Source organism: Brevundimonas sp. (assembly GCF_030682035.1).
Taxonomy (GTDB): Bacteria; Pseudomonadota; Alphaproteobacteria; order Caulobacterales; family Caulobacteraceae; genus Brevundimonas.
In genome coordinates, this window is sequence record NZ_JAUXQZ010000025.1 from 118,051 (window position 1) to 139,089 (window position 21,039).

The 21,039-nt window shown below is 67.5% G+C and carries 18 protein-coding genes; 11 read left to right on the plus strand and 7 right to left on the minus strand.

Translation table 11 applies throughout. The annotated features are described in order from the left end of the window. Positions 1-37: 37 nt before the first annotated feature. Positions 38-1,852, minus strand: a complete 1,815-nt coding sequence (glmS, locus tag Q8K49_RS05950; protein WP_305304788.1) for a glutamine--fructose-6-phosphate transaminase (isomerizing) — start codon at positions 1,850-1,852, stop codon at positions 38-40. Between the two features lie 167 nt (positions 1,853-2,019). Between glmS and glmM the strand changes: the two genes are divergently transcribed. The 3 genes from glmM (at position 2,020) to Q8K49_RS05965 (ending at position 5,601) form a co-directional block, all read left to right on the plus strand. Then, positions 2,020-3,369 carry a phosphoglucosamine mutase gene (glmM, locus tag Q8K49_RS05955; RefSeq protein ID WP_305304790.1) on the plus strand — a complete coding sequence of 450 codons (1,350 nt, stop codon included), beginning with the start codon at positions 2,020-2,022 and terminating at the stop codon, positions 3,367-3,369. A gap of 81 nt (positions 3,370-3,450) precedes the next feature. Next, positions 3,451-4,017 carry a Panacea domain-containing protein gene (locus Q8K49_RS05960; RefSeq protein WP_305304791.1) on the plus strand — a complete coding sequence of 189 codons (567 nt, stop codon included), beginning with the start codon at positions 3,451-3,453 and terminating at the stop codon, positions 4,015-4,017. Positions 4,018-4,545: 528 nt separating this feature from the next. Next, the gene (locus tag Q8K49_RS05965; protein ID WP_305304792.1) at positions 4,546-5,601 is read left to right on the plus strand and encodes a YeiH family protein; all 1,056 of its coding nucleotides are present in this window, start codon (positions 4,546-4,548) and stop codon (positions 5,599-5,601) included. A gap of 7 nt (positions 5,602-5,608) precedes the next feature. Here Q8K49_RS05965 and Q8K49_RS05970 read toward each other — a convergent pair whose 3' ends face one another. Next, positions 5,609-7,108, minus strand: a complete 1,500-nt coding sequence (locus tag Q8K49_RS05970) for a phosphomannomutase/phosphoglucomutase (RefSeq protein WP_305304794.1) — start codon at positions 7,106-7,108, stop codon at positions 5,609-5,611. 157 nt (positions 7,109-7,265) lie between these two features. Here Q8K49_RS05970 and Q8K49_RS05975 point away from each other — a divergent pair, with 157 nt between their 5' ends. The 4 genes from Q8K49_RS05975 to Q8K49_RS05990 all read left to right on the plus strand — a co-directional run bounded on the left by Q8K49_RS05975 (position 7,266) and on the right by Q8K49_RS05990 (position 11,262). Further along, the gene (locus tag Q8K49_RS05975) at positions 7,266-7,988 is read left to right on the plus strand and encodes a 2,3-diphosphoglycerate-dependent phosphoglycerate mutase (protein WP_305304796.1); all 723 of its coding nucleotides are present in this window, start codon (positions 7,266-7,268) and stop codon (positions 7,986-7,988) included. Continuing rightward, a complete protein-coding gene (locus tag Q8K49_RS05980; protein WP_305304797.1) occupies positions 7,985-8,623 on the plus strand; it encodes a bifunctional diaminohydroxyphosphoribosylaminopyrimidine deaminase/5-amino-6-(5-phosphoribosylamino)uracil reductase RibD in 639 nt (212 codons plus the stop codon). The genes Q8K49_RS05975 and Q8K49_RS05980 overlap by 4 nt, the downstream gene beginning before the upstream one ends. 135 nt (positions 8,624-8,758) lie before the next feature. Next, positions 8,759-10,033: a pentapeptide repeat-containing protein gene (locus Q8K49_RS05985; RefSeq protein ID WP_305304799.1), complete on the plus strand. Its 1,275-nt coding sequence runs from the start codon at positions 8,759-8,761 to the stop codon at positions 10,031-10,033. After that, on the plus strand, positions 10,030-11,262 hold the full coding sequence (locus Q8K49_RS05990) for a pentapeptide repeat-containing protein (RefSeq protein ID WP_305304800.1): 1,233 nt from the start codon (positions 10,030-10,032) through the stop codon (positions 11,260-11,262). The genes Q8K49_RS05985 and Q8K49_RS05990 overlap by 4 nt, the downstream gene beginning before the upstream one ends. 85 nt (positions 11,263-11,347) lie before the next feature. Here the strand turns inward: Q8K49_RS05990 and Q8K49_RS05995 are convergent, their stop codons facing one another. Continuing rightward, positions 11,348-11,824 carry an Hsp20 family protein gene (locus tag Q8K49_RS05995; RefSeq protein WP_305304802.1) on the minus strand — a complete coding sequence of 159 codons (477 nt, stop codon included), beginning with the start codon at positions 11,822-11,824 and terminating at the stop codon, positions 11,348-11,350. A 270-nt stretch (positions 11,825-12,094) separates the two neighbouring features. Between Q8K49_RS05995 and Q8K49_RS06000 the strand changes: the two genes are divergently transcribed. The 3 genes from Q8K49_RS06000 (at position 12,095) to Q8K49_RS06010 (ending at position 14,979) form a co-directional block, all read left to right on the plus strand. Then, positions 12,095-12,922: a class I SAM-dependent methyltransferase gene (locus Q8K49_RS06000; RefSeq protein ID WP_305304803.1), complete on the plus strand. Its 828-nt coding sequence runs from the start codon at positions 12,095-12,097 to the stop codon at positions 12,920-12,922. Positions 12,923-13,030: 108 nt separating this feature from the next. After that, entirely contained in the window at positions 13,031-13,942 is a 912-nt protein-coding gene (locus tag Q8K49_RS06005; RefSeq protein WP_305304805.1) for a class I SAM-dependent methyltransferase, read from the plus strand. After that, positions 13,939-14,979 carry an alpha/beta hydrolase gene (locus Q8K49_RS06010; protein WP_305304807.1) on the plus strand — a complete coding sequence of 347 codons (1,041 nt, stop codon included), beginning with the start codon at positions 13,939-13,941 and terminating at the stop codon, positions 14,977-14,979. The genes Q8K49_RS06005 and Q8K49_RS06010 overlap by 4 nt, the downstream gene beginning before the upstream one ends. Before the next feature lie 48 nt (positions 14,980-15,027). On the opposite strand, the gene hisN is transcribed toward Q8K49_RS06010, so the two are convergent. Continuing rightward, positions 15,028-15,813 carry a histidinol-phosphatase gene (hisN, locus tag Q8K49_RS06015; RefSeq protein ID WP_305304809.1) on the minus strand — a complete coding sequence of 262 codons (786 nt, stop codon included), beginning with the start codon at positions 15,811-15,813 and terminating at the stop codon, positions 15,028-15,030. 129 nt (positions 15,814-15,942) lie between these two features. Beyond that, positions 15,943-16,320, minus strand: a complete 378-nt coding sequence (locus tag Q8K49_RS06020) for a helix-turn-helix domain-containing protein (protein WP_292063345.1) — start codon at positions 16,318-16,320, stop codon at positions 15,943-15,945. 187 nt (positions 16,321-16,507) lie between these two features. On the opposite strand from Q8K49_RS06020, the gene Q8K49_RS06025 reads away from it, so the two are divergent. Next, complete coding sequence (locus Q8K49_RS06025; protein ID WP_305304815.1) at positions 16,508-16,750, plus strand: GlsB/YeaQ/YmgE family stress response membrane protein; 243 nt, start codon at positions 16,508-16,510, stop codon at positions 16,748-16,750. A 150-nt stretch (positions 16,751-16,900) separates the two neighbouring features. On the opposite strand, the gene typA is transcribed toward Q8K49_RS06025, so the two are convergent. Together typA and Q8K49_RS06035 are read right to left on the minus strand one after the other, a co-directional pair. After that, a complete protein-coding gene (typA, locus tag Q8K49_RS06030) occupies positions 16,901-18,730 on the minus strand; it encodes a translational GTPase TypA (protein WP_305304817.1) in 1,830 nt (609 codons plus the stop codon). A 172-nt stretch (positions 18,731-18,902) separates the two neighbouring features. Beyond that, positions 18,903-20,960 (minus strand): OPT family oligopeptide transporter, encoded by a 2,058-nt coding sequence (locus Q8K49_RS06035; protein ID WP_305304818.1) that lies wholly within the window; start codon positions 20,958-20,960, stop codon positions 18,903-18,905. Positions 20,961-21,039 lie beyond the last annotated feature (79 nt).

The window sequence follows — 21,039 nt, forward strand, 5'->3', positions numbered from 1 at the left end:
GGGTCGGGCAGCCTAACGCATTCGCGTCCGGATGCGATCACTCCACTGTCACCGACTTGGCCAGGTTGCGCGGCTGATCGACGTCCGTGCCCTTCTGGACCGCTGTGTAGTAGGCCAGCAGCTGCACCGGGATGGCGTAGACCAGCGGCGCGATCAGCGGGTGGCACTCGGGCGCATCGACGCGGCGGATGCCGGCGCCGTGTGGATCGGGCGCGGACTTCGGCGCGATCATGATCACCGGCCCGCCGCGCGCTGCGACTTCCTGCAGGTTGGAGGCGGTCTTTTCGAACACCTCGTCCAGCGGGGCGAGGGCGATGATCGGCGTCAGTTCGTCAACCAGGGCGATGGGCCCGTGCTTCAGCTCGCCGGCGGCATAGCCCTCGGCGTGGATATAGCTGATCTCCTTCAGCTTCAGCGCGCCTTCCATGGCCAGCGGGAACATGGCGCCGCGGCCGAGGAACAGCACGTCAGTGGCCTTGGCGATGTCGTGGGCGATCGCCTTCAGGTCGTCTTCCATCCGCATGGCCTCGGCGATCAGGCGCGGCGCCTCGAACAAGGCCTTGACCAGTTCGGCCTCGCGCCCGGCGTCGATCACGCCGCGCTGTACCCCGGCGGCCACGGCCAGGGCCAGCAGAGCGGCGACCTGGGCGGTGAAGGCCTTGGTCGAGGCCACGCCGATCTCGGGCCCGGCATGGGTCGGCCACAGGGTCCCGGCCTCGCGGGCCATCGACGAGGAATGGACATTGACCAGGGCGGCGGTGCGCAGCCCCTTGGCCTTGCACCAGGACAGGCTGGCGAGGGTGTCCGCGGTCTCGCCCGACTGGCTGACGGCCACGGCCAGCGTGCCCGGCGTCAGCGCCGGCTGGCGATAACGGAACTCCGAGGCGATCTCGACGTCGCACGGCAGGTTGGCCAGCTTTTCGAACGCATAGCGCCCGATCTGGCCGGCGTAGAAGGCGGTGCCGCAGGCCACGATCTGGATGCGGTCGATGGCGGCGAAATCGGCGGAGTCGGTCTTGGCCTTGCCGTTCACGAAATCGAGGTAGTGCGACAGGGTGTGCTGGACGCTGTCCGGCTGTTCGTGGATCTCCTTTTCCATGAAATGCCGGTATTCGCCCTTTTCGACCAGGGCCGAGGAGGCCGAGACGGTGACGATCGGCCGGACTACGGCAGCGCCCGAGGCGTCGTACATCGCCGCCCCGTCGCGCCGGACGGCGACGAAATCGCCCTCTTCCAGATAGCTGATCTTCTGGGTGAAGGGGCCGACCGCCAAGGCGTCCGAACCCAGATACATCTCACCTTCGCCCCAGCCGACGACCAGCGGGCTACCGCGGCGGGCGCCGAGGATCAGGCCGTCCTCGCCCTCGATCAGCACCGCCAGCGCATAGGCGCCGGTCAGCCGGTCGAGCACGGTCTTGAAGGCGACGACGGGGTCGTTCCGTTGGCCCAGGGCGCGGTCCAGCAAATGGGCCACCACCTCGGTGTCGGTCTGGCTTTCGAAGGTGCGGCCCTCGACGGCCAGTTCGGCCTTCAGCTCCGCGAAATTCTCGATGATGCCGTTGTGGACCAGGACGATGCGACCGGCCTGATGCGGGTGGGCGTTGGCCGTGGTCGGCGCGCCGTGGGTGGCCCAGCGGGTGTGGCCGATGCCGACGGTCGATTCCAGCGGCTGGGCGGCCAGCACGGCCTCCAGTTCGCGAATCTTGCCCTTGGCGCGGCGGCGTTCGATGCGGCCGTCGACGAGGGCGGCCACGCCGGCGGAATCATAGCCCCGGTATTCCAGCCGCTTGAGGCTGTCGATCAGACGGGGAACCGCCGGGCCGGTGCCGGTCACGCCGATGATGCCGCACATGAAGAAGGTCCTTGGAAATGTGGGTCCCCGCGCTTTGCGCGCGGGCACGGGATGGTCTAGGCCAGCCGTGTGTCTCTGGCGCCGATGTAGGCGACAGGGGCCGGGAATTGCACCTGAAATGCGGTTTCGCAAGGTTTCTGCGACGCCGGACGCGAGGAAGACGACCCTTGGGCGAGAGACGCTATTTCGGCACCGACGGCATTCGCGGGCGCGCCAACACCCATCCGATGACGCCGGAAGTGGCGCTGCGGGTCGGGCTGGCGGCCGGGCGGCTGTTCATGTCGGCGGACGACCGTCGCCACCTGGTGGTGATCGGCAAGGACACGCGGCTTTCGGGCTATATGATTGAGCCGGCGCTGGTGGCGGGCTTTTCGTCTGCCGGCATGGACGTGCGTACCTTCGGGCCGCTGCCGACGCCCGGCGTGGCCATGATGACGCGCTCGATGCGCGCCGACATCGGGGTGATGATCTCGGCCTCGCACAACTCCTACCTCGACAACGGCATCAAACTGTTCGGCCCGGACGGCTACAAGCTGTCGGATGCGGTCGAGCTGAAGATTGAATCGATGATGGATCAGGCGCTCGACGCCGATCTGGCTCCGCCCGACGCCCTGGGCCGGGTCAAGCGCATCGACGACGCCCAGGCCCGCTACGTCGAGATCGCCAAGGCCAGCTTCCCCAAGGGTCTGAGCCTTCAGGGCCTGCGCGTCGCCGTCGATTGCGCCAATGGCGCCGGCTACCGGGTCGCCCCGACCACCCTTTACGAACTGGGGGCGGAAGTCTGCGCCGTGGGCGTCGAGCCCAACGGCCTGAACATCAATGCCGATTGCGGCTCGACCCACCCCGAGACCCTGGCCGAGGCGGTCAAACGCTACCGCGCCGACATCGGCATCGCGCTGGATGGCGACGCCGACCGGGTCATCATCTGCGACGAAAAGGGTCAGGTCGTCGACGGCGACCAGATCATGGCCCTGGTCGCCCTGGACTGGGCGCGTCGCGGCCAGTTGGTCGGCGGCGGGGTGGTCGCCACGGTCATGTCGAATCTGGGTCTGGAGCGGGCGCTGAACGCCGCCGGCCTGACGCTGGAGCGGACGAAGGTCGGCGATCGCTATGTCATGGAGCGGATGCGCGAGGGCGGCTTCAACCTCGGGGGCGAACAGTCGGGCCACATCATCCTGCACGACCACGCCACCACCGGCGACGGCCTGATGTCGGCGCTGCAGGTGCTGGCGGTTCTGGTTGAGAGCGGCAAGCCCATGAGCGAACTGGCGCGCCAGTTTGAGACCGTGCCGCAGAAGCTGGAGAACGTCCGTTACACATCCGGCAAGCCGCTGGAGAACGCAGGGGTCAAGGCCGCCATCGCCGCTGCCGAGGCGCGGCTCGCGGGCGTGGGCCGCCTGTTGGTCCGGCCGTCGGGCACCGAGAAGCTGATCCGGGTGATGGCCGAGGGCGATGACGCCAAGCTGGTCAAGTCGGTGGTCGCGGATGTCGTCGCGGCGGTGAAGGCGGCGGGGTAGGGCTGTGGTGCCGAGCCATTGAAAATTTCAGCAATCTGTCTATACTGAGAACGATAATCGCGGCCGCAGGCCTCAGCAAAAATGATCATCGGCGAAGCGCCACGTCTCACAGAAGACCGAGAGAAAATACAGGAAGCCATCCTGTTTGTGATGAGTCTTGCCGACAATCTTAGTCAATACGACATTGCGAAGACTTTGTTTCTTGCCGACAGAAACCATCTGAACCGACACGGGCGGCCGATTACTTTTGATAACTACGTGGCGATGGAGCACGGTCCTGTGCCCTCTTTTGCCTATGACGTTTTGAAGCCGGCCACGGACTACGCAGCCCGCATGGAAGCTAGTCGTCCATGGGTGTCCGCGCCTGACCCGATCAATCCCAACATCAATCGCTTCACTCGTTTGCGGGAACCGGACCTGAGTTTTCTTTCGGAGACAGACAGGTCGACTCTCCGGTCCGCTTGGGAGACGGTGCGCGGACTATCGTTCGAGCAGCTTCGGCGGGTCACCCACGAAGACCCAGCCTACATTGAGGCATGGGCTCGCAGGGGGAGCAAGAAGGCGGCTGCAATGAAACTCCCCCTTCTGATTGAGGACGATGGCGAGGCGCTCGCAAACGACCTCGTTTATATGTCGGCTCTTGCCTAGTGCCGAACGTCGGTGACGTAATCGCGGCGGTGACCAAGAATGTCATCGGTAAGGAGGCCGCTCTCAAGCACCACTTCTGCGTCTGCGATCAGACCCATCAGTACCTCTACGTTTGCAGTCGCCAGTACACGGACGACTTTCCCCTCGATCTTGAAGACTGTCCGGGCTTGGACCTTGAAACGAGTTATGTCTCGCTCTCACGGGTCCTGTTCTGCCCCTCATTCAAAAGCCCTGCGCTCACCTGCCACGTCAGCTCGGCCTACCTGAAAGCGCTCTTTGACCACGTGACGACATCGAAGGTCATGAGCCCCAGAGACAAGACAAAGATTATCGTTGGCCTCGCGCCTCACCTTCCGAAACCTCCTCGTGAGAAGGTTTGGTAAAAGCGCTCCGCTCTGTCGCAGGCTTGGATGTCATCGAGCTTGGACGGATTGTCCAACGTCAAGCCGTTCATTCCGACAGGCCCGGGTTCTCCACCAGTCAAACTCAGCGATGGAACCCGCCGCCCGACCGGCGCAGTCTCCCCCGATGATTCCCGTCCGCCACCCCGGCGTCCTGTCCCTGATCCCCGGTCTGGTCGCCTGTGGGGCGGTCGCCCTGGCGGCGGTCGCCGTCCAGGCGCTGGAGCTGCGGCTGTTCGGGCGGGGCTGGATCGACGCCATCGTCCTGGCCATCCTGATCGGCGCCGCGATCCGCGGCGTCTGGACCCCGCCCGCCGCCCTGCGTCCCGGCGTCGAGTTCAGCGCCCGCACCCTGCTCGAGATCGCCGTGGTGCTGCTGGGCGCCTCGGTCAGCGCCGCGACGGTGATCGCCATCGGCCCCGGCCTGCTGGCGGGCACTGCGGTGGTCGTCGTCCTCGCGCTGGCCGTCAGCTACGGGATCGGGCGGCTGCTGCGCCTGCCGCACCGGATGGCGGTGCTGATCGCCTGCGGCAACGCCATCTGCGGCAACTCCGCAATAGCCGCCGTCGCCCCGGTGATCGACGCCGACGCGGAAGACGTCTCCGCCGCCATCGCCTTCACCGCCGTGCTGGGCGTGGCTGTCGTGTTGCTGCTGCCGCTGCTCGGCGCGGCGCTGCAGATGACCGGCGTGCGCTACGGCGTGCTGGCGGGCCTGACCGTCTACGCCGTGCCCCAGGTGCTGGCCGCGACCATGCCCGTGGGCGCGGTGGCGACCCAGGCCGGGACGCTGATCAAGCTTGTGCGCGTGCTGGTGCTGGGGCCGGTCTGCCTGTTTCTGGCCGTCGCGACCGCGCTGGGCCGCCGGTCGGACGCCATGCCCTCCGGGACCGCCGCCGCACCCGCCCGCCGGATACCGGTTGGGCAGCTGGTCCCATGGTTCATCATCGGCTTCCTGCTGATGATGGTCGCCCGCTCGTTGGACCTGATTCCGGCCATCGCCCTGCCCGTTATGGCCGATCTCGCCAAGGCCCTGACCATTCTGTCGATGGCCGCCCTGGGGCTGAGCACGGACGCCCGGGCGGTGGCCCGGTCAGGTGTGCGCATCGCCTCGGTGGTGATCCTGTCACTGCTGGCGCTGGCGGGCCTGGCGCTCGGCCTGATCTTTCTGCTGGCGCTGGCCTGACAGGGGCTCAGAGCTCCTGATTATAGGCCCCGATCTCGGGATAATTGGCCAACCGCGGCTTCACCTCTTCGCTGAACAGGGCGCGCATGTCGGCGTCGGAGCGCATGCTCTCGACCACCACGACCAACTCCGGCTTGTTGGAAGAGGCCCGCACCAGCACCCAGGACCCGTCCTCCAGATGCACCCGCACGCCGTTGACGGTGATCGCCTCGACGATCTTGCGCCCCAGGATCGAGCCGCCGGCGTCCGCCAGCGCCTGATACTCGGCCACAATCCGCTCCAGTACGCCGTACTTCAGCTCGTCGTCGCAATGCGGCGACATGGTCATGGACGTCCAGGCGTCGGGCAGGGCGGCCTTGAGCTGAGACAGCTTTTTCCCGGGATTGCGGTCCAGCATGGCCAGCACGGCGCCGGCGGCGACGATGCCGTCGTCATACCCCCGGCCCAGCGGCGCATTGAAGAAGAAATGCCCCGACTTCTCGAACCCGGCCAGGGCGCCCAGTTCGGCGGTCTTGCGCTTGATATAGCTGTGGCCGGTCTTCCAGTAGACCACGTCCGCGCCGTTCGACTTCAGCACGGCGTCGGTCTTGTACAGGCCGGTCGATTTCACATCGACGACAAAGGTGGCGTTCGGGTGCAGGGCCGACAGGTCGCGGCCCAGCATCAGGCCGATCTTGTCGGCGTAGATTTCCTCGCCCGTGTCATCGACCACGCCGCAGCGGTCGCCGTCGCCGTCGAAGCCCAGGGCCAGGTCGGCGCCCGTTTCTCGCACCCGGGCCGCCATCTGCATCAGCATGGCGTGGTCCTCGGGGTTTGGATTGTATTTGGGGAAGGTCCAGTCCAGGTCCGTGTCCATCTCGATGACCTCGGCCCCCATCCGGCGCAAGGCTTCCGGGGCGAAGGCCCCGGCGGTGCCGTTGCCGCAGGCGGCGACCACCTTGATCGGCCGGGTCAGCTTCACCTTCGCCGTGATCTCTTCCAGATAGCGTTCGCGAAAGCCCTCGACCCGCGTCAGCGCCCCGCCCGGACGGTTCACGCCCTCGCCGTTGAGAACGATCTCCTTCAACCGCCCGATCTCGTCGGGGCCGAAGGTCAGGGGCGGGTTGGCCCCCATCTTCACCCCGGTCCAGCCGTTCTCGTTGTGGCTGGCCGTGACCATGGCCACGCACGGCGCGTCCAGCGCGAACTGGGCGAAATAGGCCGTCGGCGACAGGGCCAGGCCGATATCCAGCACCTCCATCCCGCCTTCCAGCAGGCCGAGGATCAGCGCCTGTTTCACGCTCAGCGAATAGGAGCGGAAGTCATGACCCACCACGATCCGGGGCCGCTGCCCGATCTCGTGCACATAGGTGGCCAGCCCCAGCCCCAGCGCCTGGATGCCCAGCAGATTGATCTCCTTCTCCAGAATCCAGCGCGCGTCGTATTCGCGGAACCCCGTCGCCTTGACCAGCGGAATGGTCTCGTAGTCGGCGGTGTTGGGTCGCAGGTCAGAGCGGGGCTTTTGCATCGGGAGCCTTTTAGGGGAGACGGGGTGCAGCGTGGCTATAGGGCGCCGGACCCCGCGCGGACAACAACGCCCGGCGGCCGGCAAGGCTGCGACGCCCTGCTCGTCTTGACCCGCGCCGCCGCCGGTCCTACCCCCCACAGACTGCCCGGAGACCTGAATGCCCCGCCTGATCCTGCTGCGCCACGGCCAGAGCCAGTGGAACCTGGACAACCGCTTCACCGGCTGGGTCGACGTCGACCTGACCGCCGAGGGCGAGGCCCAGGCGCGACGCGCCGGCGAACAGATCGCCGCGGCCGGTTTCCGGCCCTCCGTCATGTTCACCTCGGTGCTCAAGCGTGCGACCCGGACGGGCGCGCTCGCCCTCGACTCCGCCGGGCTGCGGGATGTGCCGGTGATCAATGACTGGCGGCTGAACGAGCGCCACTACGGCGGCCTGACCGGCCTGAACAAGGCCGAGACGACAGCGCAGCACGGCGAGGACCAGGTCCGCATCTGGCGGCGAAGCTATGACATCCCACCCCCGCCGCTGGCGCCGGGCGGCGAATGGGATTTCGCCGCCGACCCCCGCTACGCCGGCCAGACCATCCCCACTGCCGAAAGCCTCAAGACCACGCTGGACCGGGTCCTTCCCTATTGGGACGAAGCCATCGCTCCGCGCTTGAAGGCCGGCGAGGATGTGTTGATCGCCGCTCACGGCAATTCCTTGCGCGCCATCGTCAAACATCTGTTCGGCGTCCCGGACGACCGGATCGTCGACGTCGAGGTCCCGACGGGCAATCCGCTGGAGATCGACCTCGACGCCGGACTGCGGCCTATTGCGGCCCGCTATCTGGACCCTTCGCGCGCGACCCAACTCCCGCCCCTGGGAGCCGGCGCATGACTACGCCGCAGCAGGCCTCCGACGACATCCGCTTCATGGGGCGGGCCATCGGCCTGGCCAAGGACCGCATGGGCCAGACCTGGCCCAATCCGGCGGTCGGATGTGTGATCGTCAATGACGGCGAGGTCGTCTCCGAAGCCGCCACCGCACCCGGCGGCCGTCCCCATGCTGAGGAGCAGGCCGCACCAGCCGCCGCCGGCCGGGCGCGCGGCGCCACGGCCTATGTCACCATGGAGCCCTGCGGCGCCCGGTCCTCGGGCCGCACCTCCTGCTCGCATTTCCTGATGGATGCGGGGATCAGCCGGGTCGTGGTGGCCGCGGTCGATCCCTCGCCCTTCGCCTCGGGCCGCGGCGTCGAGCGGCTGAAAAAGGCCGGCTTGCAAGTCGAGACGGGCCTCCTCGCGGCCGAGGCGGCGGTTCTATACGAAGGCTATCTGCACCGCGTCGAAACCGGCCGGCCCATGGTCCGGATCAGCGCCGACGGCGCCGGCTATGACGCCCGTTTCGCCGCTTCGGCCAAGGCTGACCTGACCACCGAGCTGAAGCGTCTGGGCGAAGCCGGCTACACCCGCGTCTGGGTCAGTCCCGGCGAACTCGCGGACGCCTTGGCCGAACAGGGTCTGCTGACGCTTTAGGGTCGGCCTGCCGCGCTTCGCGCTACTTGACCAGATTGCCCGCGCTCAAGCAGGCCGTGACCGCGTCGTGGCCGTTGGCACCCAAAAAAATGCCCACAAACCCTTCCTTAAGCGGAGGCGTGCCATATCGGGATCATGTCGGAGAATACCGCCCCATCAGCCGCCAGAAGGCGCATCAATCAGGACGAGCTGGACGCCATCTGCGCCCGGCACGACCGCCTGTGGCAGGCCAAGCCCGGCGGCGCCCGGGCGGTCCTGGCCTGGCTTGATCTCTCCGGCCTCTCGCTCAAGGGCCGCAACCTCGCTGACGCGGATTTCGCCGCCGCCAGCTTGATCGGAACGGACCTGTCGGGCGCCAAGCTGGACAACGCCACCTTCTTCGGGGCCGACATGCAGGACTGCCTGCTGGTCGAGGCCAGTCTGCGCCGCACCGACCTGCGCGGCGCGTGTCTGCGTGGCGCGGACCTGACTGGCGCGGACCTGTTCGAAGCCGACCTGCGCGAAGGAACCATCGCCGCCGCCGACGCCAAACTGGGCTTCAAGATTGTTGAGGCCAAGTCGCGCAACGAGACCGAGGCCCAGGGCGCCTGCCTCGCCGGGGCCAATCTGGAACGCTCCAAACTCACCGGGATCGTGGCTGTGGCGGCGGATTTCTCCGACGCCATCATGAAGGACTGCAAACTGGTCCGGGCCAACCTGAAACAGGCCAGCTTCCGCGGCGCCGACCTGTCCGGCGCTGACCTGTCCGGGGCCGATCTGTCGGGCGCTGATCTCCGCGACGCGGTATTGGTCGGCGTAAAGAGCGCCATGTGGCGGACGGATGGGGCCAATATGGCCGGCGCCCTGACCGATGAGCGCTCTTCCGGCAGCCCGGTCGGCAAGATGCCCGCCGCCGAAATGCTGGCCGAGCACGCCCAATGGTGTGAGACCGGCGGCGCCGAGGGGCGGCCTTCAGTCTTCAACGGTGTCGATCTGCGGGCGCTGGGGTCGATCCAGGGGTACAATTTGACCGCCCTGTCCGCCCGGGGAGCGGTCTTCTACGGGCTCGACATGGAGGGTGTGCAGCTTCAGGGGGCCCACCTTGAAGACGCGGATCTGCGTTCCGTCAATCTGAAGGGCGCCGACCTGCGGGGGGCGCGGCTGGCCAGAGCCCGGCTGAACAGCGCGGATCTGCGCGGCGCCAAGCTGGGACCGTTGATGATCGCCGCCGACCGGCTGCTGCCCGCCGACCTGACCGGCGCCTGCCTGCGCGGAACCGACCTGTCTGGCGCGGACCTCAATCGCGCGATCTTGACGGGCGCGGACCTCAGTCGGGCCGTGATGTTCGGCGCCTGCCTGCGTCAGGCCGATCTGACCGACGCGATCACCCACGGCGCGCGCGGGCTCGAGGCCGTGGATGCGGTCGCATGACCTTCGTTCGCCGAGCCCTGTCACAAGGCGACCTGGATATGTTTGTCGCGGCGCATGAGCGTCTGGTCGAGGGCCGTCCCGGCGGTCGTCGGCTGATGTTGAAATTCGTCGACCTCAGCGGACTGGACCTGTCGGGGCGCAATCTGGCCGAGGCAGACTTCAGCGGCTCCGCGCTCGAAAACGCCCGGCTCGTCGGCGCCCGGATGAACGGCGCCGTGCTGTTCTGCGCCGATCTCAGGGGGGCGGACTTCAGCAGCGCCCAGTTGGTGCGGGCGGACCTGCGGGGGACCTGCCTCCGCGGGGCCAACCTGATGAACGCCGACCTCACCCGCGCTGACTTCCGCGAAGGCGTCATCGCCGTACCGCATGCGACCAAGGGGCTGGCGGCGGTCAAGCACCAGACGTTTCAGGGCATCGCTGACGGCGCGACCTTCGCCGGCGCCACCCTCGACGGCACCCATTTCGATGGGATCACCGCATTCAAGGCGGACTTCTCCGATTGTTCAATGCGCGGCGCCATGCTGACCGGGGCCAATCTGAAAGAGGCCAATCTGACTGGCGCCATGCTGGAGAACGCCTCAGTCGACGGCTGTAATCTGGACGGCGCCCGCCTCACGGGGGCGATCCTGACCGGGGTGGCTTTCGAACGGGCGACGATCACCCGCACAGATATGACCGGCGTGCTTGGCGACCCAAGCGTGGACGCACAATCCCGCGCCCACGGGCTGGCGGAACGAGCGCTGGACGCCAACGCCTGGGCCGAAAGCGGCGGCGTTTTCGGTCAACCGGCGATGTTCGACGGCGAAGATCTGCGCCCGCTGAGCGACCGCCTGAAAGGCTTGCGGCTGCCAGGCCTCAGCGCCAGACACGCGTGTCTCGCCGGGATGGACCTCAGGGGCGTCGGCCTTCAGGGCGCGGGCCTGGAAGGTTCGGACCTGCGCGGCTGCGACCTGCGCGGGGTGGACCTCAGAGGCGCGCGTCTGAACGGGGCTCTCCTGAACAAGGCCGACCTGCGCGGCGCCAACCTGGGGGCCTTGGCCCTCGGCAAGAACCGCTCGATGCCCGTCATGCTGATCGAGGCCAATCTGCGCTTCGCACGACTGGAGGGCGCCGATCTCGAAGGAGCCCGGCTGGACGGCGCCGACGTTTCGGGCGCCCGGATCGACGCCGCCTCGCTCACCGATGAGCAGCGCCTGGCGATCTCGCCGCCGCCCGCCATCGCCGCCTGATATTGGGCGGAAAAAAGGGGCGACGCGAACGCCGCCCCTCGGTGGGTTTCCCGGGCTCGCTGCTTGAGGCGGGTTTTTGTGAGCCTCAGGCCGCTTTCGGCTTCTTGCCCTCGATCAGCGGCTTGGCCGGAGCTGCGACACTGATCTCGATGCGGCGCGGCTTCAGCGCCTCGGGCAGTTCGCGGGCCAGTTCGACCGACAGCAGGCCGTCGGCCAGGTCCGCGCTCCTGACCACGACATAGTCGGCCAGCTGGAACCGGCGTTCGAAGTCCCGCTCCGCCAGACCGCGATGCAGATAGGTCCGCCCGGCGCCGGCGTCGTCATTGGCCGTCTTGCGGCCGGTCACGGTAAGCAGGTTTTCCTTGACCTCGAGGGTCAGCTCGTCGGGCTTGAAGCCGGCGACGGCGATCTCGATCCGATAGGCGTTCTCGCCCGTGGTCTCGATATTGTAGGGCGGCCAGCCGTTTTCCTGACGGGTCGCAGCGGCGCTTTCCAGCAGGCCCGCCAGGCGGTCGAAGCCGACGGCGGAACGGTACAGCGGGGTGAAATCATAGGTACGCATGGGTCATCCTCCTGAGGATCAGCAAGGTTGAACCGGTCCCGCGGTTTGACGCCCGGACCGGCGGTGGGAGTTCAGTCCGGTCGGCCCGATGATCGGCCCCGTCCGGTCTGGAGGCCCCGGAATCGGCGGCCTCGGACCCGATGTGGGAAGCGCTGTGAAACCGTCAAGGGGCGCCGCCCCCGCGCCAATCTGTCGCCTTCCGGTGGTCATCCCTTGCCCCTCGCCCCAGACCCCTTAGGGTTCGCCGGAAATTCGCCCAGGAGATCCCCGATGCGCCTGCTCGCCCTTGTCATGACGACCGCGCTGGCCCTGCCGGCCCTGGCCGCCGCCCAGACCCTGCCCGCCATGCCGACGCTGGATGAATCCCCCGCCCAGCGCACGGTCCGACGCGCCGCCATGACGCCGCCGGTGCTGCAGGAAGACACGGCGCTCCAGGCCGCCATCGGCTCCGCCGCCCGGCCCGCCGCCGATGTGGCGCGCGACGTCTATCGCCACCCGTTCGAGACCCTGACCTTCTGGGGCCTGACCCCCGGATCGACGATCGTGGAGATCGAGCCAGGCAGCGGGGGCTGGTGGACCGCCATCCTGCAACCCTATGCCGAAGTCACCGGTGGAACCTATGTGGCGGTCAGCCGTCCGCTGGAGGGTATGGGCGTCGAGGACGGGATCGCCGACATGGTCGTGGTCGCCCGCGCCTTCCACAACTGGCATCGGGCCGGCCGCACCGATCCCTATCTGGCCGCCTTCTTCAAGGCGCTGAAGCCCGGCGGCGTGCTGGCCATCGAACAGCACCGCAGCGTCGACGGCCTGAACCCCGACGTCACCGCCCCGAGCGGCTATATGCCGGAAAGCCATGTCATCCGGGCCGCCCAGGCTGCCGGCTTCGTGCTCGACGCCCGCAGCGAGCTGAACGCCAATCCCAGGGATGATCACGACCATCCCTACGGCGTCTGGACCTTGCCGCCGGTCCGCACCAGCGCCCCGCGTGCGAACAACGCCACCGACCGGCCCACGCCGCTGACCGAGGCCGAGCGCGCCGAGTATGACGCGATCGGGGAAAGCGACCGCATGACCCTGCGATTCCGCAAGCCGGGATGATGTTCACCCATGTCCGGAACCGTTTTGACCGGACATGGGAACAGGGTTAAGCCCAGCCTTGGGGTGGGCTGGTCTGAAACGTGCAGTATCGGCTTCCAGGGGATCTGGATGAGTAATTCGAGACACGACTGGCGGCTGTCGCTGTCGCGCCGGGGCGTACTGTCCGGCGCCGCGGCCCTGACGCTGACGGGTCTCGCCGCCTGCAGCCGCAAGGAAAAGACCGCGGAACCGCCCCCCACGCCCGATGGTCCGCCACAGGGGTCGCTGGAATGGGCCGTCGCCGGTCCGTGGCGCGCCCAGGACAAGGTCCGCGACGCCGCCCGACACCCGATGGAGACGCTGCGCTTCTTCGGTCTCCAACCCCGCATGACGGTGGTCGAGTTCTGGCCGGGTAGCGGCTGGTGGACGGAAATCCTCGCGCCCTATCTGGCCGAAGGCGCCGGCAAATACGTCGCCGCCGGCTTCCAGACCGGCGCGGGCGCCGATCCGGCGCAGGTCGCGCTGATGACGGCCTTCCAGCAACGATTCGCCAATGACCGCCGCCTGTACGGCGCGATCGAGCTCTCCGCCTTCGGACCGACCTCCGGGCCGGTGACCGTGGCGGGCTCGGCCGACATGGTCCTGTTCATGCGCAACATCCATGCGTGGATGGCCGCCGGGATCGCCGAAAAAGCCTTCGCCGACGCCTATGCCGCCCTGCGCCCCGGGGGCGTCCTCGGCATCGAACAGCATCGCCTCGGCCCGGAAGAGGATCAGGACCCGGCCGCTGCGAACGGATACGTCCAGGAGGCGTTTGTGAAACAGTTGGCGGCGGAAGCGGGTTTCGCCTTTGTCGCCGCCTCGGAAATCAACGCGAATGAAAGGGATACCAAGGATCATCCGTTCGGTGTCGAAACCCTGCCGCCCATGGGGTTAACGGCGCCGCGCGGTTCGCCGCCGAATCCGAACTTCGATCGGTCGAAATACGACGAGATCGGTGAAAGTGACCGCATGACCTTGAGATTCAGGAAGCCAGAGTGAACCGAGCCGCCGCCTATGCCGCCAATGCGCCGCTGATGGGGGTCCCAGGCGCGTCCGCGCCTCCCGGAGGGGTCGGCGAATGGTTCCGCGGCGCCGGCGGGCTTCGCCTGCGCGCTGCCTTCTGGACCCCGTCCACCCTGGTGGCGAAAAAGCCGCGCGGCACCGTGATCGTCAGTCCCGGCCGCACCGAGCCGATCGAGAAATACTATGAGGTCATCGGCAATTTCCTCGCCCGCGGCTGGTGCGTCCTGGCCCACGACTGGCGCGGCCAGGGCCTTTCCGCCCGTCTGCTGCCGGATCGGCTGAAGGGCCATGCCCGGGCCGTGGAGGAGTTCCTCGACGACTACGCCCGCCTGCTCGACGCCTGGGAGGATCGTGCGCCCAAGCCCTGGGTCATGGTCGGCCATTCCATGGGCGGTACGCTGAACCTGATGACGCTTCAGGGCGGCGAGAGCCGTTTCGCCGGCGCCCTGCTGTCCAGCCCCATGCTGCGCATCCGCACCGGCAAGCGGTCGATGTGGTCGGTCAAGCTGGCGGTGCGCTGGAACCTGCGTCACGGCAAGGCCGGCGACTATGTGCTCGACGACGCCGACGATCCGTTCGACCATACCTTCGAGAAGGACGCCCTGACGTCCGACGAAAGCCGCTACGAACAGTGGCGACAGCAACTGTACGCCTGCCCGCACCTGGCGGTCGGCGGCCCGACGTGGGGTTGGCTGGCCTTCGCGATCGACGCCGGCGAACGCTCGCTCAAGCCCAAGGCGCTCAAGGCCGTGCGTATCCCGGTCGCCATCGTTCAGGCGGCCGAGGACGACCGCGTCTGGAAACAGACCAATAAATGGGCCGCCAAACGGCTCGGCCGGGGTCGCTACGTCGAGATTCCCGGGGCGAAGCACGAGATCATCATGGAGGCCGACGACATGCGCGCGGTCTTCCTCGACGAGTTCGACGCCATGGGCGCCTATATTTCGCCGGTCGAGGACCTGTCGCCGATACCGGTCCTCGCGCCCGTCAGCGAACCTACCGAAGCGGCCTGATCTTGTTCCTTTCCGCTCATCCCTGCTTTCGCCGGGATAAGCGGAAATTTATTGAGCCGCGCGCCGCAACGTCACCAGCGCCTGATCGCGAATACCGATGTCGCCCACGGCCAGGATCTGCCCGCTCCCGTCCGGCGTCTCGCCGCGCCAGTTGGTGACCTCGCCGCCCGCCGCCTCGATGACAGGAACCAGGGCGGACCAGTCCCAGACCTTCAGCCCGCTCTCGGCTACGAGGTCGATCCGGCCCGCGGCCAGCATGGCGTAGGCATAGGCGTCGCAGCCCAACCGGGCCAGGCGGGCGGCGGCCCGCACCTGGGTCCATGCCCCCAGTTCGGCGCCGGTGAACAGGTCGGGATCGGTGGTGGCGATGATCGCGTCGGTCAGGCGTGGACAGGGCCGTACCGCGAGCGGCGTCTCCGTCCCGCCCCTCAGCAGGCGCGCGCCCGACGGGCCGCCGAGGAAGATTTCATCCAGATACGGCTGGCCGATGACGCCGACGACCGGACGGCCTTCACTGCGCAGGGCGATCAGATTGGTCCACAGCGGCAGGCCGGCGATGAAGGCGCGGGTGCCGTCGATGGGGTCCAGGATCCAGACGTGGTCGGCGTCCGGCCGGTCCTCGCCATATTCCTCTCCGATGACGCCGTGATCGGGATAGCGGGCCGCGATCAGGTTGCGGATCGCGGCCTCGGCCTCCTGGTCGGCCTGGGTCACCGGATCGAAGGCGCCGGGGCCGCCCTTGTCCGTCTCCTCATACGCGCCGCGAAAATACGGCAGGGAGACGCGGGCGGCCTCGCGGGCCAGGTCGACGGCGAACAGTTCGTACTCGGTCATGGAGTGGCGAGTGGCGAGTGGCGAGCGGCGAGTCAATCCGCCACGTCACCCACTTTTCGCATCCAAGGTCCCGAGACGGCGGGTGCGGCCGCGATCACTCGCCACTCGCCACCCGCCACTCGTCACCTCTCAAGCCGCGTCGCCCTCGGCATGCAGCGACTTGGCGAGGTCCAGCAGGCGCCGGCGCGGCTTCTCATCCAGCTGGTAGTAGGCCTGGATCAGGTCGAGGGTTTCTTTGCGGGAAAACATCTCGCCGCCCTGGTTGGCCGCCTCCTTGCGTTCGATGGCTTCTTCCAGACCGTCGTAGAAATAGCTGACGGGCGATTCCAGCGCCTCGGACAGCTGCCACAGACGCGCGGCCGAGATGCGATTGGCGCCGCACTCGTATTTCTGGATCTGCTGGAAGCGGATGCCGACCTGGGTGGCCAGCTGTTGTTGGGTCAGGCCCAGAAGACGCCGGCGACGGCGCAGGCGGCGGCCCAGGTGAAGGTCAATATCGGTGGCCATGGCCCTGTTTCCCCTTGTTGGCGGGCTGTCCCGAAGCGGGACGGCTCGCCCTTCAAGTGGCAAGCACCATGCCGCGCTCCCGTGACGGGGGATTGTCATCGACCATAGTTCTATCGAACAAGCGCAACCGTTAGCGCTCCGACGCATTATGGCCACGAGACTGCTTGTCTGAGGAAGGGACCTACCAATGAATATCATTTTCTGGATCATCGTCGGCATCATCGCCGGCTTCCTGGCTGAGAAGATCATGGGCCGCAGCCACGGCCTGCTGACCAACCTGATCGTCGGCATCGTCGGCGCCGTCATCGGCGGCTTCATCGCCAACGCCCTGGGCTTCGCCTGGGGTGGCTGGATCGGCTCCACCATCGTCGCCACCATCGGCGCGATCCTGCTGCTCTTCCTGCTGGGTCTGGTGAAGCGTCGGGCCTAAGCGCCCGGCCTTCGCGGCCAAACGACAAAGGGCGGCTCCTCGCGGAGCCGCCCTTTTTTCTTGTCCGGACGCCCACATGAGGCCACCCGACCAGGCCGCCTCGGATCGGGTGGTCCCGAAGGGCCGACGACCGCGGCCCAACGAGAAGGCCTATTCCTCGCGGACGCGCTTCTTGCGGAACGAGGGGTTCAGCACGGCCTTGCGCAGGCGAATCGACTTGGGCGTGACCTCGACCAGTTCGTCTTCCTCGATATAGGCGATGGCCTGTTCCAGCGACGGACGGCGCGGCGGGGTCAGGCGCACGGCCTCGTCCTTGCCCGAGGCGCGGATGTTGTTCAGCGCCTTGGCCTTCATCGGATTGACGTCCAGGTCGTCCCAGCGGGCGTTCTCGCCGATGATCATGCCCTGGTAGGTCTTCTCGCCGCCGCCGACGAACATGATGCCGCGGTCTTCCAGGTTCCACAGGGCGAAGGCTGCGGTCTCGCCGTCGCCGTTCGAGACCAGCACGCCCTTCAGACGGCCCTCGATGGCGCCCTTGTGCGGCTCATAGTGGCTGAACACCCGGTTCAGCACGCCCGAACCGCGCGTGTCGGTCAGGAACTCGCCCTGATAGCCGATCAGCGAGCGCGACGGCGACTTCAGCGTCAGCCGCGTCTTGCCGGCGCCCGACGGGCCCATGTCCTTCAGCTCGGCCTTGCGGGCCGACAGCTTCTCGATGACGACGCCGGTGTATTCGTCGTCGACGTCGATGACGACGTCCTCGATCGGCTCCATCCGCTCGCCGTTCTCGGCCATCTGATAGACCACGCGCGGACGGCTGATCGACAGCTCGAAGCCTTCGCGGCGCATGTTCTCGATCAACACGCCCAGCTGCAGCTCGCCACGACCGGCGACCTCGAAGGCGTCCTTGCCGCCCGTCTCCGTGACGCGGATGGCGACGTTGGCCTCGGCTTCTTTCAACAGGCGGTCGCGGATAACGCGCGACTGGACCTTGTCGCCCTCACGGCCGGCCAGCGGGCTGTCGTTGACCGAGACGGTCATGGAGATGGTCGGGGGATCGATCGGCTGGGCGGGCAGGGCCTCGGTCACTTCGAGGGCGCACAGGGTGTCGGCCACGGTGGCCTTGCTCATCCCGGCGATGGCGATGATGTCGCCCGCTTCGGCCTCGTCCACCGGTTGGCGCTTAAGGCCGCGGAAGGCCAGCACCTTGGTGATGCGGCCCTGTTCAATGGTCTTGCCGTCGCGCGACAGGGCCTTGATGGCCATGCCCGGCGCGGCCTTGCCGCTCTCTATCCGGCCGGTCAGCAGGCGGCCCAGGAAGGGGTCGCTCTCGATCAGCACGTTCAGGATCTGGAACGGCTTGTCCTTGTTCTCGACGACCTTGGGCTCCGGCACATGTTTGACGATCAGCTCGAACAGGGCGTTCAGATTGTCGGACGGCTGATTCAGATCCATCGTCGCCCACCCGGCGCGGCCCGAGGCGTAGATGTGCGGGAAGTCCAGCTGCTCGTCGGTCGCGCCGATGGCGGCGAACAGGTCGAAGGCGGCGTTGTGGACCTTGTCGGGATCGGCGTGGGGCCGGTCGACCTTGTTGATGCACAGGATCGGCTTGAGGCCCATCTTCAGCGCCTTGGTCAGCACGAATTTGGTCTGGGGCATGACGCCCTCTTCGGCGTCGACCAGCAGGACGCAGCCGTCCACCATGCCCAGGATGCGCTCGACCTCGCCGCCGAAGTCGGCGTGGCCGGGGGTGTCGATGATGTTGATCCGGGTGTCGCCCGTCTCGCCGTGCCACAGCACCGAGGTGCATTTGGCCAGGATGGTGATGCCGCGCTCTTTTTCCTGATCGTTGGAGTCCATCGCCCGCTCGGACTGGGCCTCGTTGGCCCGGAAGACGCCGGATTGGGCCAGAAGCTGATCCACCAGCGTGGTCTTGCCGTGGTCGACGTGGGCGATGATGGCGACGTTGCGCAGATTCATTTGACTATCAGACGTGCAAGGCGGCCGTGCGAGTACGGACCGCTGGATTTTGGCGACGGTGCGGGGAGCGCGCGCCTCTTACAGGGGCGCACGCGGAAACGCCAGTGCGCGACGAACACGCACCGGCGTAACGGCGGCTCTATCCGTCAGGAAAAGGGCGGCGCGAAGGCGGTCAGATCTTGGCCGACCGGTTCCGCACCCAGCCGTACAGCATCAGCGTCAACACCACGAAGGCCGCGATACCCGCCAGCATCGCCGGCCAGGTCGAGCCGTCGGGCAGCATGGCGAAGGGCGCGTCGTTTTTGGTCCCCACGATCACGCCCGCCGTCATGACGAGGAACAGGCTCTCGCCCACAATCAGGCCAGACGCCAGCAGCACGCCCATGCGGCGGCCGACATCGGCGAACCGGGTGGTCTTGATGGTCTTGTCGTAGATCCAGCCGCAGACGGCACCCACCACCAGCATCATGGTCACGGCGGCCGGCAGGTAGAAACCGATGCCGACGGCCAGCGGCGGCAGCTTCATCCGGCCCTTGGTCGCGCCCCGCAGGACCGCGTCCAGAACGATGATCACGACGCCAATAGCCGCGCCGAGGCCGATCAGGTCCCAGCGCAGACCGCCTTCGATCACGCCCTTGGCCAGGGCCGAGATCAGCGTCGCCTGGGGCGCCGCCAGCGGCGCGTCGGCGATGCCGGCCGGCCCGCCCTCGAAGCCGAAGGCCTTGTTAAGCAGGTTCAGGATCAAGGGAATGACGATGGCCCCGGCGATGACGCCGACGATCAGCGCCGTCTGCTGCCGCCACGGCGTCGCCTGGACCAGCTGGCCGGTCTTGAGGTCCTGCAGGTTGTCATTGGCGATGACGGCCACGGCGAAGACCACGGCCGTCACGATCAGGGCGAAGGCCACCACCGACGGATCCGCGGGCAGCCCCGCCAGGGCCAGCACGCCCAGCATCAGCACCGAGGCGATGACGATGGCCAGGATGCCCACCCCCGACACCGGGCTGTTGGACGAGCCGATCAGTCCCGCCATATAGCCGCAGATGGCGGCCACGGCGAAGCCGATGAAGACCACATAGATCAGGCCGCCCCCGACCAGCAGGGCGGTCGAGCCGGCGAGGGTCGGATTGCCCTGGGCGAACCAGGCCAGGATGCCGGCGATGCCGATCAGGCAGGCCACCGACAGGCCGGCGACGATGTTGATCGGAATGTCCTGTTCGGTGCGCTCCAGCACCTCGCCGCCCTGACGGCGGCGGTTGGCGGCCAGGGCCGAGGTCAGTCCGCCGATCAGCGGGCCGGCCAGTTTGATCAGGGTCCAGATGGCGGCGACGCCTATCACGCCGGCGCCCATGAAGCGGACTTCACGGCTCCAGACCGTTCCGGCCAGTTCTTCCGCGCCCACGCCCGCGGGCAGGGTTGTCGCGATCGAGGGAATGCCATGGGCGGTCAGCCAGGCGATGGTCTCGGGGCTGGTCAGGATCGGCACGGCGATGCCCCAGGCCAGGATCAGGCCGAACAACTGGGCCAGGCCCACGCTGAGGCCGATCAGGTGGCCCGCGCCCAGCAGTGCGAACTGCATGCCGAAGCCGATGCCCGTGGCCCCGCCGCCCAGCGACGCCGGCAACTTGATGAAACGCGCCGCTTCGCCCGCGAACACCCGCCCCGCGACCAGCAGGGCGTAGCCGGCTGAAACCAACGAGCCGACGATCACCACCCACAGGCCCGAGGCGTTCTCGCGCACGGCGCTCTCGGTCTGTTCAGCCCCGCGCGAGCCGACGGTCAGCACTTCCGCCGCCGCCACCCCTTCGGGATAGGGCAGGTTGGCGTCGACCACGAGCGCGCGGCGCAGGGGGATGGAGAAGGTCACGCCCAGGATGCCGCCGAAGACGCAGATCAGGACCGACTCCCAGAACGGGAACTCCAGCCACCAGCCGACCATGACCAGGCCCGGCAGGACGAAGATGATCGAACTCATGGCCCCGCCGACCGAGGCGACCGTCTGCACGGTCATGTTCTCCCAGATGGTCGAGGTCTTGAACATCCGCAGGATGGCCATGGAGATGACCGCCGCCGGAATGGCCGAGGCGAAGGTCAGACCGACCTTCAGGCCCAGATAGGTGTTCGCGGCGGTGAAGATCACCGCCAGTATGCAGCCCAGAACCAGGGCGCGCAGCGTCAGTTCGATGCGTTTGACGCCGCTCACTGGCGCGCTCGCGGGTGTGTCGGTCATGGTCGTCCCTCGGTCCCTTTGGACGGACCTAAGCCGGAAACCATGGCGTGGGCAAGAATCCTTCTCCATGCGGGCAGGA